Raw genomic sequence first — 13,656 nt, forward strand, 5'->3', positions numbered from 1 at the left:
TCCTTTAAGAGTGAAAATTTGTTTGATTAACAGAGACGACGCCTCGAAGCAGTCGATAACCATAACCACGAACACTGTGAATGACGTTAATGCCAAAGTGTTTTTTGATTTTGTTTCGAAGCCGGCTGATGGATTTCTCCAAGACCCGTGAGTCGTAGAGTTTGATATTCAAACCCATGGACTCTGCCATACAATCATGGTGCAGGATATTACCTTCTGCATTGATCAGTGCATCCAGGGCTTTCATTTCCTGATAGGCCAGATCCAGTTTGTACTCATTGTTGTATAAGTGCAGGCATGTTTGATCCAGGGTCAACTTTACACTCGGCTGCCATTCGGGAGTTTCGAGCAGTTCTGAGAGTAGTCGGGCTTTTTCATCCTGATCGTTAGGGACATTGATGCAATGATTAGCGCCGGCCAGGTAGCATTCAATTTTAGCGTGCGGAGAGCGATAGTTGATTGCGACGATAATGGCCAGTTCTGTCGGATTTGTACGTAACTTCTTGATCAGCGCCAGGCAATCATTAAATATCGAGGGGTTTTCAATGTCGATCAATACGGTATTGGGTATTTGAGTTTCGATATCCTGGCTTGGCGAGTTTGGATAATCTAATGTATAAACATGTTTAAGATCAGGTACAAATAGTTGGCGAAGTTTCTCTGTCGAGCGCCAAGTGCGCCCGATAGCGAGAATACCCCTCTGGCTATCTTCGATTTTGCTCTCAGTACTCATCATGTAAATTACTCTATGTGCTGGCGTTGCAATCTTAATACACAAAATACTGACGATATCTGACTTTTTATAACATTTCCCGTCTTGACATACGTCACTCCGTGCCCAGTAGTTTTAGCTGATTCAATGACATAGGCAAATGCCGAGGCTTAAGCCCATTGGTGTTTGTGATCGGACGTTAGTTGGTGACTCCTTTCAGTCGGACTTGGCTTTTTAGGTTGACTTTTCTACGGGGCGATGCGCGATGGCCAATTGCCCACTTGGCTGCAGAATGAAGCACAACTGCGAAGTCTTGCGTTTGAACTGTGCGGATGTCCGCGTTTGAAAATTGTAGTTGATTTATATGGATATTCCACGGTGTTCCAAGCTGACGTAGTGCACGATCGGAAGGTGATCAACAAGCGACCGCTTCATTTTAGGGCGATTGACTCTATTAGTTGAGTAGTTGAGCCATTTTGGATTATATTCGTAATATTTTGCTCAGGGGGATAATTTGTCAACGTGTAGCTTATTCTGTTTGGCGATTGAAAAAATCCCAAACTTGATATTAAAGCGCCATTAAATTTTTATGTGCTAACCGGGGGAGGAGCCCGGTTGCGGACTCTTTTCGCAAACTAACCCTCCCGCATCGAATCGAACGACCCGCATGGTGGGAGCCATCCAGAATGCGTCGCTCTCGAATGCCGGCGGGTTTGCTTTCAGATAGCAAAGCCCTGAGCGCGTTGGCAGCAAGCGGCCGCCGAGGGCATGGCTGCATCCTTTTATAGAGCGTCTGGATCGCGGTTTCGCCATGCAATTGGGGAGATGGTTTGCCGGTGGGCTGGAATGATCCGGTGGGCAGATCTCACAGCTTACATGCGCCGCGATGCCGATATTCCGATTCTAAAATGAGCCGATCTCAGACCGGTCGGCGGAAGCAGCGGTGTTCGACATTTCAGTCAAAACACCGAAGACACCGGTTCTCTAGCGTGCATGATGCCGATCACATTCATCGTGCTCGACCAGGGCTCGATCCTTGAGCGGGGCGATTACGACAGCCTGGTCGCGACGGGGGGTATGCGCAGCTGTTCAACGAGCAGACTCGTGGTTATCGCTGTGCCAGCCCGCGCATTTTTATGTGGCGAGAGGGCCTCACGGCATCTGCGGCAACTCTTGCGCCCGCAAATCAAACACCAGCACCTCGGCATCCACGCCGTTGCTCAACGTCAGCACTTGCTCCTCACGCACCCGCACACCATCGCCTTCCTGCAATTGCACGCCATTCAACTCGACACTGCCGCGCGCCACATGCACATAGGCGTAGCGATCAGCTGCCAGTTCCAGGGTGGCGCTTTCCTTGCCGTCGATCAGGCCGGCATACACCCGTGCATCCTGCCGAACTTTCAGCGAACCGTTGGCGCCGTCCGGGGAGATGATCAGTTGCAAGCGCCCGCGTTTTTTCTGCGTGCTGAAGTGCTCTTGCTGATAACGCGGTTTGGCACCGCTGACCTCTGGCACGATCCAGATTTGCAGGAAGTGCACCGGACGTGTCGCCGAATGATTGTATTCACTGTGAGCGACGCCGCTGCCGGCGCTCATCAATTGCACGTCACCGGGGCGAATCACCGAACCGGTGCCCAAAGTGTCCTTGTGTTCCAGGGCACCTTCGAGCACATAGGAAAAAATCTCCATGTCGCGGTGAGGGTGCTGGCCAAAGCCTTTGCCGGCTGCCACGCGGTCGTCGTTGATCACCAGCAGGTCGGAAAAACCCTGCTCCCGCGGGTTGCGGTAATTGGCGAAGGAGAAGGTATGGAACGACTTCAACCAACCGTGATTGGCCGCGCCGCGATCCGAAGCTTTACGAAGGGTCAGCATGATGAAATCTCCTGTCAGGACGTGAATTCGTCCGAGTGAGGAGAAGGTTAATGTTTATTGTCTGGTGCAATAAGTAGATGAAAACTGAAATACTGTCTCTTTCGAGTTGACAATTTTTGGTGCCGGTTCACGTATTCTAGTGGTTACATTTGGCCCTGATGCTCCGCGCAGCTGGCGCTAACCTTCTTCTTTGATATCAGTGATGTCCAATCCATGAAAACCGTGGCAATGGTGCTGTTCCCCGACTTTCTTCTGCTCGACATGGCCGGTCCGATGGAGGTGTTTTCCATCGCCAATCGCTATCTGGAACCGGCGGACCGTTACGAGCTGTCGACCATCGGCACCGAGCCGGGTGCGCTGCGAGCCTCGAACGGCGTTAACGTTTAGGCCGATTTGCACATCGATCAGGCGAGTGATCGCTACGACTTGTTACTGGTGCCGGGCGGTCCGGGGGCCTACAACGAAAAACATCCACCGTTGCTGGGCTGGCTTCAGGGCGCGGTCAGCCGGGCGAACCGTTATGGGTCGATCTGCACTGGCGCATTCGTGCTCGGGCATGCCGGTCTGCTGGATGGCTATCGGGTGACCACTCACTGGCATTACACCGAACGTCTGATCAAAGGCTTCCCCAAGGCCACCGTCGAGACCGATCAGATTTACGTGCAGGACCGCAATCTCATCACCTCTGGCGGGGTCACCGCTGGCATCGACCTGGCGCTCGCGGTGGTTGCCGAAGACCATGGCAAGAAGGTGGCCCAGGATGTCGCCAAGGTGTTGTTGGTGGTAATGAAACGCCAGGGAGGGCAGGCGCAGTTCAGCCCATTGATGGCGGCAGTGGCACCCCATGAAACGCCGATCACCCGGGTGCAGAACCACGTGCTCGAACACCTCGATGAAGCGTTCAGCATCGAACGCATGGCCAGCCTGGTGAACATGAGTGCGCGGCACTTCGCCCGGGTTTTCGCCCGGGAAGTGAACATGACGCCCATGGAGTTTTTGCAAAGTGCGCGCATCGACTGCGCCAGGAATCTGCTGGAAACCAGCGACCTGCCGCTCAAGACCGTGGCCTATAAAAGTGGCTTCGGCAGCGTGCGGCATATGCGTTTTCTGTTCAGTGACAAGCTCGGCCTGACCCCCACTCAATACCGCGAACAGTTCAGTTAGGAAGCGTTGTCCGTCATGTGCACATGATGGTCGTGAGGCTTCTCCTGTGGTCGTTGTACCGACATCCATGCCTGCCAAGATACCCGTGAACTCTTTGCCAGGGAGGTGCAGGTGCACCATTAAAATTTAATAACTTTTAACTCGTCGTGCGTCCGGTCAACGCTCAATAATCCTCCTCTTCAAGATCAAGGCACCTGTCGGCTGATTCCGGTCGAGAAAGTGAGCACTGGGAGCGTCGCAACAATCCATGCATGAGGAGACATCACAATGAGTACCTTTACCACCCGAGACGGCACCGAGATTTACTACAAAGATTGGGGCACCGGTCAGCCAATCGTCTTCAGCCACGGCTGGCCATTGAACGCCGACAGCTGGGAGTCCCAGATGATCTTCCTGGCTTCCAAAGGCTACCGGGTCATTGCCCATGATCGCCGTGGTCACGGTCGTTCGAGCCAGCCATGGTTCGGTAACGAGATGGACACTTACGCCGATGACCTGGCGCAGTTGATCGAGCATCTGGACCTGCAAAATGCCGTGCTGTTCGGCTTCTCCACCGGCGGTGGCGAAGTGGCGCGCTACATCGGTCGCCACGGCACTGGTCGCGTGGCCAAGGCCGGGCTGATTTCCGCGGTGCCGCCGTTGATGCTCAAGACCGAAGCCAATCCTGGCGGCTTGCCGCTGGAAGTGTTCAACGGTATTCGTCAGGCGTCCCTGGCCGACCGTTCGCAGCTGTACAAGGATCTGGCCAGCGGTCCGTTCTTTGGCTTCAATCGCCCGGGTGCCAAGCCGTCCCAAGGCATGATCGACTGGTTCTGGCTGCAGGGCATGATGTCCGGCCACAAGAATGCGTATGACTGCATCAAGGCGTTCTCCGAAACCGACTTCACCGAAGACCTGAAGAAGTTCGACGTGCCGACCCTGGTGGTGCATGGTGACGACGACCAGGTCGTACCGATCGAAGCCGCCGGTATTGCCGCGGCAAAACTGGTCAAGGGCTCCGTATTGAAAATCTACCCGGGAGCACCCCACGGCCTGACCGATACTCATAAGGATCAACTCAACGAAGATCTGCTGACGTTCATCAAGGGCTGATCAAGATCAAATGATCGCAGCCTTCGGCAGCTCCTACGCGGTGATGTGAACGCCCGGAGCTGCCGGAGGCTGCGATCTTTAGCCAGTACGTTTGTTCTGAAAAAAGGTTCGCGCAGAGGGCGTCATTGTTAATCGCGCAGGCTTTGGCTTGCGAGTTAAACGTTGTTAATTTCTCAATGGGCATGGCTGTCTCAAGTACAGTCGGCCACACTCGTTAACCCCCGTGCCGGGCTGAAAACACCATGGGATTGTGCTTATGAACCGTAACGATCTGCGCCGCGTCGACATGAACCTGTTGGTGATTTTCGAGGCGTTGATGTTCGAAAAGAACCTGACTCGCGTCGCCGAGAAGCTGTTCATGGGCCAACCGGCGGTGAGTGCTGCGCTGGGACGGCTGCGTGATTTGTTCGACGATCCGTTGTTGCTGCGCAATGGTCGCGGCATGGAGCCGACGGCGCGGGCACTGGCGATTCTCAAGGAGTTGCAACCGGCAATGGACACCATCTCGGGGGCAGTCAGCCGGGCCAAGGAGTTCGATCCGGCGAACAGTTGCGATGTTTTTCGCATCGGGCTGTCGGACGATGCCGAGTTCGGACTGTTTCCGCCGTTGTTGCGCAAACTGCAAGAAGAAGCGCCGGGGATTGTGGTCGTGGTGCGTCGCGCCAATTATCTGCTGATGCCGGCGTTGCTCGCCTCTGGCGAGATTTCGGTGGGGGTGAGTTACACCACCGACCTGCCGGCCAATGCCAAGCGCAAGCGCCTGCGCGACATTCCCTGCAAAGTGCTGCGCGGTGACGATCGTCCAGGGCCGCTGACCCTCGACGAATATTGCGCGCGGCCCCATGCGATGGTGTCGTTTTCCGGTGACCTGAGCGGCAACATCGATCTGGATCTGGCCAAAGTCGGTCGCACCCGCCGTGTGGTGCTGGGCGTGCCGCAATTCAGCGGTTTGCGCGCGTTGCTCGCCCGCACCGAGATGATCGCGACGGTACCGGATTATGCGGCCTGCGCGTTGGTTGAGGGATGCGCCTTGCGCGCCGAGGATCCGCCGTTTCCTATCGACGCTGCGCAGTTGTCGATGGCGTGGAGCGGGGTGCATGACAACGATCCTGCCGAGAAATGGCTGCGTTCGCGGATCAGTCAGTTCATGTCCGAGCCCCTGAACATACCAACCCCGTAGGCGCTGCCGAAGGCTGCGATCTTTAGAGACGACCCATCTTGCATACCCACACCTCCAACTGTGGGAGCGGGCTTGCTCGCGAAGGCGGTGGGTCAGTCGACATCACCGTTGAATGACACACCGCCTTCGCGAACAAGCCCGCTCCCACAGGGGAATGTGTGTTGATTCGAGGGCTGTATTTAATGGTGTTTAGCGTTACTTCCTGAAAGCTACAGATCCTTGCGCCTTTGCCTACGACTGCGCCAGAATCCGCCGGCTTGTGTGCCTAATGGCCGGGTTCTATTGTTTCCCGGTCGCTGACAAATCAGCGATCGGGTTTAGCGACCCGAACCTTTGTAGGCGCAACAGCGCTCCAAACTCTCTTGCAAATTGTTCATGTCTGCGATTGATGTCATGGCGGCTGTGCGCGGGAGACCTTCGGGTCTGCCGGGCGCCTACACCCGGTTCGCTAACCTGCGTGCAGCCGCCACCCTTACCTGTTTAGCGACAGGTCTTGGTGGCTCCATTTCTTGTAGGAGATTCACCATGTTCAAAGCCACACCTAACCCGCCAGAAACCGACGACGTTTCCCCTTACGACTCCCTCGATCCCAAAAAACTCAACGAAGCCGCCGAGCGTGCTCTCGATCACTACCTCAAACCGTCCAATCCCGACGGCGCCAATCAGCCCCCGCGCAAACCGAGCACGATTTACACCGTCGCCCCGGGCATCGACATCGAAGAGCTACTGGCCAATGCCAGCGAGTCCTTTGCCTCGGCCAAAGTGATCGCCAGTGACTGTGCCGGGTTTCTGGAGGGGTCGCAGCGCAATACGATACTGGGCGTCGCGCAGCTCATCATGCTGGGTGAACTGGCTGTGAGCCGGGCGCTGGATAGTCTGGAATTGAAGGCAGCCCCGGCGCTATAACCTGATCCCTGTGGCGAGGGAGCTTGCTCCCGCTCGGCTGCGCAGCAGTCGTAAAACCTGTGTATGCGGTTTGCCAGACAAACCGTGATTGCGGCTATTTGGGGCCGCTTCGCAGCCCAGCGGGAGCAAGCTCCCTCGCCACAATTCCCGCCGTACAAAGAGAGCACGTACATTCAATTTTTCCCTACCCCGTCACTGCACTATTCAGGGCAATGATTGAATAAGGGTAGGGTCATGAACGCTTCGCAATGGAATGAACAGGCGCAAGATTTCGGGCTACTGTTTCTGCGTGTCAGCGGCGGGCTGTTTCTGTTGTATGTGCACGGCTTGCCGAAACTGCTCGATTACACCGCCGAGTTGCAACGCATCGAAGACCCGTTCCACCTCGGCGCCCACCTCACGTTGATCCTGGCGATTTTCGCCGAAGTCCTCTGCCCATTACTGATCGTCGCCGGTGTGCTGGTGCGTCTGGCGTGCCTGCCTGTTTTGTTTGTGCTGTTGGTAGCGCTGTTGATCGTGCATCCGCAATGGAGTGTGGCCGAAGGGCAGTTCGGCTGGCTGCTGTTGATCCTTTTCACCTCTGTGTTTATCGCCGGGCCCGGACGGCTGGCGCTCAATGTTCGTCTCGCTGGAGCCCTCCGTTATGCCTGATTCCAATCGATTCGAAGAAGTCGTGACGCTGATCGTCAAACACCGGGTCAAGGCCGGTTTCGAAGCGGCCTATGAAGCCTGGCTGCGCAACATCGTCAGTGTGGCCGGGCAACGCGAAGGGCACTTGGGCGTGGATGTGATTCGCGGCAAGAGCGGTGGCCTCGACCTGTTCACCTGCGTGCTGCGTTTTTGCTCCACCGACGCGATGCAGCGCTGGCTCGACTCGCCGCAACGCCAGGCGCTGGTCGATGAAGCTGCGCCGATGCTGGCCGACGGCGACCAGATCGAGGTCAACCCGGTCAATGAATTCTGGTTCGCACCGCTGGCTGAGGCCGGTTCGCCACCGCCGCGCTGGAAGCAGGCCGTGGTGACGTTGTTGGTGATCCTGCCGCACACCTTGCTGGTGCCACTGCTCTGGGGGCCGCTGTTGCAGCTCAATGCCTTCCTGTCCAACTACGTGGTCGCCACTTTTCTGATCACCCTGACCATCGTGCTGTCGGTGGTGTACGTCTTTATGCCGCTGGTCACGCGCCTGTTCGCGCCGTGGCTGGAAGCCGGCCAGTCCCATTCCACACAGCCTTAAGGAAACGCGATGAACGCCGATCTGATTTTGTTCAATGGCCAATTCCATACCGTTGACCGTGAGAAGCCTCTCGCCAGTGCCGTGGCGATCAGCGATGGCCGCTTCGTCGCGGTCGGTACCGATGCCGACGCCATGGCCCTGCGCGGTTCGGGCACACAGGTCATCGACCTCAAGGGCCGCTGCGTCATCCCCGGCCTCAATGACTCGCACTTGCACCTGATCCGCGGTGGTTTGAACTACAACCTCGAACTGCGCTGGGAAGGTGTGCCGTCCCTGGCTGATGCCTTGCGCATGCTCAAGGATCAGGCCGACCGAACGCCAACGCCGCAGTGGTGGGTGCGGGTGGTGGGTGGCTGGAACGAATTTCAGTTTGCCGAAAAACGCATGCCGACCCTGGAAGAGCTTAACCAGGCCGCACCCGATACGCCGGTGTTCGTGCTGCATTTGTACGACCGCGCCTTGCTCAACCGCGCCGCATTGCGCGTCGCCGGTTATACCCGCAACACACCGAATCCACCGGGCGGCGAGATTGTGCGCGATGCCAACGGTGAGCCGACCGGCATGCTGGTGGCGCGGCCGAACGCGATGATTCTGTACTCGACCCTGGCCAAAGGGCCGAAGTTGCCGCTGGAGTATCAAGTCAATTCGACCCGCCAGTTCATGCGCGAACTCAACCGCCTCGGCCTGACCAGCGCCATCGACGCTGGCGGTGGTTTCCAGAATTACCCGGACGACTACGCGGTAATCGAGCAGTTGGCCAAGGACCAGCAACTGACCGTGCGCATCGCCTACAACCTGTTCACCCAGAAGCCCAAGGAAGAACTGACCGATTTCAAGAACTGGACCGGCAGCGTCAAGCTGCATCAGGGCGACGACTTCCTGCGGCACAACGGCGCCGGGGAAATGCTGGTGTTCTCGGCGGCGGATTTCGAAGACTTCCTCGAGCCGCGTCCAGACTTGCCGGCAACCATGGAAGACGAGCTGGAACCGGTGGTCCGGCATCTGGTGGAGCAACGCTGGCCGTTCCGTCTGCACGCCACTTACAACGAATCCATCAGCCGCATGCTCGACGTATTCGAGAAGGTCAACCGCGACATTCCCTTCAACGGTTTGCCGTGGTTCTTCGATCACGCCGAAACCATCACCCCGCAGAACATCGAGCGGGTGAGGGCGCTAGGCGGTGGCATCGCGATCCAGGATCGCATGGCGTTCCAGGGCGAGTATTTCGCCGAGCGTTACGGCGCCAAGGCCGCCGAAAACACACCGCCAATCAAGCGCATGCTGGCTGAAGGTGTACCGGTGGGGGCCGGCACCGATGCGACTCGAGTGTCCAGCTACAACCCTTGGACCTCGTTGTACTGGATGGTCAGCGGTCGCACCGTCGGCGGGCTGGCGCTCCACAGCGAAGGCCTGCCCCGGCAGACCGCGCTGGAACTGTTCACCCATGGCAGTGCCTGGTTTTCCTCCGAACAAGGCAAGAAAGGCCAGATCAAGGTCGGACAACTGGCTGACGTCGCCGCCCTGAGCGCGGACTTTTTCAGTGTCGAGGAAGAAGCCATCAAGTGGATCGAGTCGGTGTTGACCGTGGTCGGCGGCAAGGTGGTGTACGCCGCTGGCGAATTCGAAAAGCTCGGGCCGGCCAGCGTGCCGGTGCTGCCGGACTGGTCACCGGTGGTCAAAGTGCCCGGTCACTGGCGTCCGGCTTCACCGATGCAGGCGCAAGTTCACCAGTGCAGCGGGCCGTGCGCGGTGCATTCGCACAGCCACGAACGGGCGCGTTTGTCGAACGCGCCGGTCAGCGATTTCCAGGGGTTCTGGGGCGCGTTTGGCTGCTCGTGTTTTGCCTTCTAATCATTTAAAAAAGCGCCGACCTGGTGTGTCGGCGCCCTAAGCAACGTCAATCCTGCGAGGAGTTTCACATGAGCAACGTTCCTTACAAACGTCTGAACAAAGATGATGCAGTGGTATTGCTGGTTGATCATCAGACTGGCCTGATCTCGTTGGTGCAGGATTTCTCGCCCAACGAATTCAAGAACAACGTGCTGGCTCTGGGCGACATCGCCAAGTTCTTTAATCTGCCGACCATCCTCACCACCAGTTTCGACAGCGGCCCGAACGGCCCGATCGTGCCGGAGCTCAAAGAGCAGTTCCCGGACGCTCCGTTCATTGCACGCCCGGGCCAGATCAACGCCTGGGACAATGAAGACTTCGTCAAAGCCGTGAAGGCCACCGGCCGCAAGCAGCTGATCATTGCCGGTGTTGTGACTGATGTGTGTGTGGCGTTCCCGACGCTGTCGGCGCTGGCTGAAGGTTTTGAAGTGTTCGTGGTAACCGACGCTTCCGGCACCTTCAACACCACGGTGCAACAAGCGGCGTGGGCTCGCATGTCGGCTACCGGTGCGCAACTGCTGAACTGGTTCTCCGTGGCGTGCGAGCTGCAGGGCGACTGGCGCAACGACATGGAAGGCCTGGCCAACCTGTTGTCCCAACGCATTCCGAACTACCGCAACCTGATTAACAGCTACACGACGTTCACCGCGAAGTAAGTGGTATGGCGGCCGGTCTCGGCCGGCCGCTTGAAAAGATCGCAGGCTTCGCCAGCTCCTACGGGAATTGAGTACAGGCAGGTGTACCCAATCATGTAGGAGCTGGCGAAGCCTGCGATCTTTTGATCTTTATATTTGGGGAGTCAGAAACGAAAAAAACGGCTATAAAGCGTTTGGCTGTCAATCAGAGCGCGACAATGAACCCGTTCGAAGATATGCGTATGTTTTGCCAGGTCATGGACGCTGGCAGCTTCACTGCGGCAGCCGATCAACTAGGGTTGTCCAAGCAGTTCGTAAGCCGCCGCCTGATGCAACTGGAAGAGCGCCTCGGCGTGCGCCTGCTCAACCGTTCAACCCGGCGATTGGACGTCACGCCGCTGGGGCAGAGTTATTACGAATCAGCCCTGCGCCTGCTCAGTGAAGTGGAGCAAGTGGAGCAGAGCATCGCCGGCCAGACCACCGAGCCTCGCGGCACTATTCGCCTGAGCGCGCCGTTGTCGTTTGCCGTCGCGCATCTGGGCTGTCTGTTGCCGGAGTTTTTGCAGCGTTATCGCGAGGTCACCGTGGAAGTCGATCTGAGTGATCGTCCGGTGGACTTGCTTGGCGAGGGTTACGATCTGGCATTGCGCATCGGCGTGCTGGAAGACTCGACACTGATCGCCCGACGCCTCGCCTCCATCGAGCGGGTGTACTGTGCCAGCCCGGTGTATCTGGCCGAGCGGGGTACGCCGCTCAAACCCGAGGATTTACACACCCATGATTGCCTGCCTTACGGCCACAGTCGTCAGGTGCAATGGCGTTTCGAAGGGCGAGGCAAGCCGCAGAACATCAACGTCACTGGGCGGATGCGAGTCAACAATGGTGAGCTGCTCAAGGACGCGGCCATCGCCGGCATGGGCATCACGTACCTGCCGACCTTCATCGTCGGTTCGGCCCTTGAGGACGGCAGGCTTGTGTCGGTGCTGGATGATTGGCGTCCCGAGCCGCTGACTTTGTCGGCCGTCTACCCGCAGCATCGCCAGAGGTCACGACCGGTGCAGGCGCTGATCGAGTTCCTGCGTGAGCGGTTGAATCAAGGTGAAGAGGGTTCGCACTACCGGTGATTACAAGATCACAACAAAGCTCGAATGGTAGTTTTGCTGACGCTGATCCAGACTCCTGCCGGCCAATCAAAGGCCCGAATTCTGGAGCGAGCAATGGAAATGCCGACAAAAGAAAAAGCCATCGCCAGCAATCGCGATGCCTGGAATGACTCCGCCCCACACCACAAAGACACCCCTGAGTGGCAGGCCTGTTTGAGTGCCGTGAGCCATGGCGATTTTTCCTGCCTGGATGACACCCTCAGCGGGTTGCTTCAACAGGTCGGCGTCGACGGCAAGGATGTGCTGCAACTGGGCTGCAACAACGGACGCGAAAGTCTTTCGCTGTTTGTGCTGGGAGCCCGCCGTGTGGTGGGAGTCGACCAGTCGGAGGCCTTTCTCGATCAGGCACGGGAACTGGCATCCCGTTCGCCCCATGCGCCCGAATTCATCGAGGCGGACATCCATCACCTGCCGACTGATCTTCACCAGCGCTTCGACGTGGCGCTGATCACCATCGGCGTCTTGAACTGGATGCCCGACATCGCCGAATTCTTGCGCCATGCCGCGCAAACCCTCAAGCCCGGCGGTGCTCTGGTGGTGTACGAAACCCACCCGTTCCTGGAAATGTTCGACCCCGAGTCAGCCGATCCCTACCGCCCGGACAGCTCGTATTTTCGCAGCGAACCTTTCGTCCAGCACCAGCCGATCGTTTACGAGGGCAAAGTCGAACAGCCCGTCTCAGCGTCTTACTGGTTCGTCCACACCCTGGGGGCCATCTTCACCGGTGCCATTGAGGCGGGGTTGCAGATCAGCCACTTCAAGGAGTACCCGCATTCCAACCGCGAAGAACTCTACGATCGGTATCAGCAGCAAAAGGCGCAGTTGCCGTTGTGTTACACGTTGGTGGCGGTGAGGCGCTGAGTGTCGGATCTGAGAAATGAGCTGCACTGACTGACGCTATCGCGGGCAAACCCGCTCCCACAGGAAGATGCGGTCAAATGTGGGAGCGGGCTTGCTCGAGAAGAGGGCGTGTCAGTCGATATTAATGTTGTCTGGCACACCGCTTTCGCGAGCAAGCCCGATCCCACATTGGTCTGAGTCGGACGCAAAACCAATCACACCTGCGCCGCAGTCACTGTCTGCTGTTCCGGTTTGCGCAACGCAGTCAGCCGCGAGCCGCTGTAGTAGGTTTCACGGAAGAAGCGAAAGCGGCCGAACAGGTCGTAGACGTGGGTGATGCGTCCCTGTTCCTGATAGTCCATGCGCAGGTGCATTTTCATGGCCTGGATGTTGCGGGCATCGCAGACGTCCATGACCTTGTCGCAACCTTGGGCCCGCATCGCACCCCAGATATTGTACTGGGCGTCCACCGACAGGCTGGAGCCGAAGTAGAGAGGGATCATTTCGCCGCCGAACTGGAAAAACTCCCCGGGTTTGACCCTGAACCAGCAGCCGTAATAGTGCTGGTCAAAGTAGTCACTGAGGCTGCCCCAGATGAATCCGACGGCATCGCCTTGCTCGTCCACGTACATGTGACCGGTATGACCTTCGGAGGCAATCTGGGCCATGGCCTTGACGCGGTTACCATAATACTTGGTGAACGCCGTGGCGTTTTCCTGGGTAATGGTCACCAGACGCAAGCCCGTATAGGGCCGCAGTTTGTTTGGCGCCACCGGGGTGACCAGATCGCGCCCCAGCCACAACAGCTCTCGGTGCAAATACACATAGCGCTTCCAGAGCGTCTGGAGCGTATGGAGCAGGCCTTTTTGTTTGATTCGTTCGCGAAGCTTGGCGATGGCGCTCATGAAGTCCTCCGAGGCTGAAGCCAGGGTTGGTTGGGGGAAACGTTTTTTCAACGGTGATCA

General features: G+C 57.6%; 12 protein-coding genes and 2 pseudogenes. 11 read left to right on the forward strand and 3 right to left on the reverse strand.

Translation table 11 applies throughout. The features are described 5' to 3' along the window. Nucleotides 1-4 precede the first annotated feature (4 nt). Nucleotides 5-736, reverse strand: coding sequence for a winged helix-turn-helix domain-containing protein (locus ABH909_RS14615; RefSeq protein ID WP_429434225.1), 732 nt, complete (start codon nucleotides 734-736; stop codon nucleotides 5-7). Nucleotides 737-1,453: 717 nt separating this feature from the next. On the opposite strand from ABH909_RS14615, the pseudogene ABH909_RS14620 reads away from it, so the two are divergent. Further along, nucleotides 1,454-1,827, forward strand: a pseudogene (locus ABH909_RS14620) (ABC transporter ATP-binding protein); the annotation flags it as partial. A 37-nt stretch (nucleotides 1,828-1,864) separates the two neighbouring features. On the opposite strand, the gene ABH909_RS14625 reads toward ABH909_RS14620, so the two are convergent. Continuing rightward, the gene (locus ABH909_RS14625; protein WP_429434228.1) at nucleotides 1,865-2,587 is read right to left on the reverse strand and encodes a pirin family protein; all 723 of its coding nucleotides are present in this window, start codon (nucleotides 2,585-2,587) and stop codon (nucleotides 1,865-1,867) included. A gap of 213 nt (nucleotides 2,588-2,800) precedes the next feature. Between ABH909_RS14625 and ABH909_RS14630 the strand changes: the two are divergent. The 10 genes and pseudogenes from ABH909_RS14630 to ABH909_RS14675 all read left to right on the forward strand — a co-directional run bounded on the left by ABH909_RS14630 (nucleotide 2,801) and on the right by ABH909_RS14675 (nucleotide 12,712). Further along, nucleotides 2,801-3,751, forward strand: a pseudogene (locus ABH909_RS14630) (GlxA family transcriptional regulator). A gap of 267 nt (nucleotides 3,752-4,018) precedes the next feature. After that, a complete protein-coding gene (locus ABH909_RS14635) occupies nucleotides 4,019-4,843 on the forward strand; it encodes an alpha/beta fold hydrolase (RefSeq protein WP_429434231.1) in 825 nt (274 codons plus the stop codon). A gap of 256 nt (nucleotides 4,844-5,099) precedes the next feature. Continuing rightward, nucleotides 5,100-6,023 (forward strand): LysR family transcriptional regulator, encoded by a 924-nt coding sequence (locus ABH909_RS14640; protein WP_429434234.1) that lies wholly within the window; start codon nucleotides 5,100-5,102, stop codon nucleotides 6,021-6,023. 525 nt (nucleotides 6,024-6,548) lie between these two features. Further along, a complete protein-coding gene (locus tag ABH909_RS14645) occupies nucleotides 6,549-6,929 on the forward strand; it encodes a DUF6124 family protein (RefSeq protein WP_429434237.1) in 381 nt (126 codons plus the stop codon). Between the two features lie 234 nt (nucleotides 6,930-7,163). Further along, entirely contained in the window at nucleotides 7,164-7,580 is a 417-nt protein-coding gene (locus ABH909_RS14650) for a DoxX family protein (RefSeq protein ID WP_429434240.1), read from the forward strand. Next, nucleotides 7,573-8,163, forward strand: a complete 591-nt coding sequence (locus ABH909_RS14655; RefSeq protein WP_429434243.1) for an antibiotic biosynthesis monooxygenase — start codon at nucleotides 7,573-7,575, stop codon at nucleotides 8,161-8,163. The genes ABH909_RS14650 and ABH909_RS14655 overlap by 8 nt, the downstream gene beginning before the upstream one ends. A gap of 9 nt (nucleotides 8,164-8,172) precedes the next feature. Continuing rightward, complete coding sequence (locus tag ABH909_RS14660) at nucleotides 8,173-10,014, forward strand: amidohydrolase (protein ID WP_429434245.1); 1,842 nt, start codon at nucleotides 8,173-8,175, stop codon at nucleotides 10,012-10,014. 68 nt (nucleotides 10,015-10,082) lie between these two features. Then, nucleotides 10,083-10,709, forward strand: a complete 627-nt coding sequence (gene ycaC / locus ABH909_RS14665; protein WP_429434248.1) for an isochorismate family cysteine hydrolase YcaC — start codon at nucleotides 10,083-10,085, stop codon at nucleotides 10,707-10,709. A 197-nt stretch (nucleotides 10,710-10,906) separates the two neighbouring features. Beyond that, the gene (locus ABH909_RS14670) at nucleotides 10,907-11,812 is read left to right on the forward strand and encodes a LysR family transcriptional regulator (RefSeq protein WP_429434251.1); all 906 of its coding nucleotides are present in this window, start codon (nucleotides 10,907-10,909) and stop codon (nucleotides 11,810-11,812) included. A 93-nt stretch (nucleotides 11,813-11,905) separates the two neighbouring features. Beyond that, nucleotides 11,906-12,712 carry a class I SAM-dependent methyltransferase gene (locus ABH909_RS14675; protein WP_429434253.1) on the forward strand — a complete coding sequence of 269 codons (807 nt, stop codon included), beginning with the start codon at nucleotides 11,906-11,908 and terminating at the stop codon, nucleotides 12,710-12,712. A 194-nt stretch (nucleotides 12,713-12,906) separates the two neighbouring features. Here ABH909_RS14675 and ABH909_RS14680 read toward each other — a convergent pair whose 3' ends face one another. Beyond that, complete coding sequence (locus tag ABH909_RS14680) at nucleotides 12,907-13,596, reverse strand: N-acetyltransferase (RefSeq protein WP_429434256.1); 690 nt, start codon at nucleotides 13,594-13,596, stop codon at nucleotides 12,907-12,909. Between the last annotated feature and the right edge of the window lie 60 nt (nucleotides 13,597-13,656).

Origin of the sequence: Pseudomonas sp. BS3782 TE3695 (assembly GCF_050435305.1) — a bacterium.
In the GTDB taxonomy this organism is placed as follows: domain Bacteria; phylum Pseudomonadota; class Gammaproteobacteria; order Pseudomonadales; family Pseudomonadaceae; genus Aquipseudomonas.

Bases quoted from the DNA above. Each gene is read 5' to 3' on its own strand.
- ABH909_RS14615 (WP_429434225.1), bottom strand. From the start codon at position 736: ATGATGAGTACTGAGAGCAAAATCGAAGATAGCCAGAGGGGTATTCTC.
- ABH909_RS14625 (WP_429434228.1), bottom strand. From the start codon at position 2,587: ATGCTGACCCTTCGTAAAGCTTCGGATCGCGGCGCGGCCAATCACGGT.
- ABH909_RS14635 (WP_429434231.1), top strand. From the start codon at position 4,019: ATGAGTACCTTTACCACCCGAGACGGCACCGAGATTTACTACAAAGAT.
- ABH909_RS14640 (WP_429434234.1), top strand. From the start codon at position 5,100: ATGAACCGTAACGATCTGCGCCGCGTCGACATGAACCTGTTGGTGATT.
- ABH909_RS14645 (WP_429434237.1), top strand. From the start codon at position 6,549: ATGTTCAAAGCCACACCTAACCCGCCAGAAACCGACGACGTTTCCCCT.
- ABH909_RS14650 (WP_429434240.1), top strand. From the start codon at position 7,164: ATGAACGCTTCGCAATGGAATGAACAGGCGCAAGATTTCGGGCTACTG.
- ABH909_RS14655 (WP_429434243.1), top strand. From the start codon at position 7,573: ATGCCTGATTCCAATCGATTCGAAGAAGTCGTGACGCTGATCGTCAAA.
- ABH909_RS14660 (WP_429434245.1), top strand. From the start codon at position 8,173: ATGAACGCCGATCTGATTTTGTTCAATGGCCAATTCCATACCGTTGAC.
- ycaC (WP_429434248.1), top strand. From the start codon at position 10,083: ATGAGCAACGTTCCTTACAAACGTCTGAACAAAGATGATGCAGTGGTA.
- ABH909_RS14670 (WP_429434251.1), top strand. From the start codon at position 10,907: ATGAACCCGTTCGAAGATATGCGTATGTTTTGCCAGGTCATGGACGCT.
- ABH909_RS14675 (WP_429434253.1), top strand. From the start codon at position 11,906: ATGGAAATGCCGACAAAAGAAAAAGCCATCGCCAGCAATCGCGATGCC.
- ABH909_RS14680 (WP_429434256.1), bottom strand. From the start codon at position 13,596: ATGAGCGCCATCGCCAAGCTTCGCGAACGAATCAAACAAAAAGGCCTG.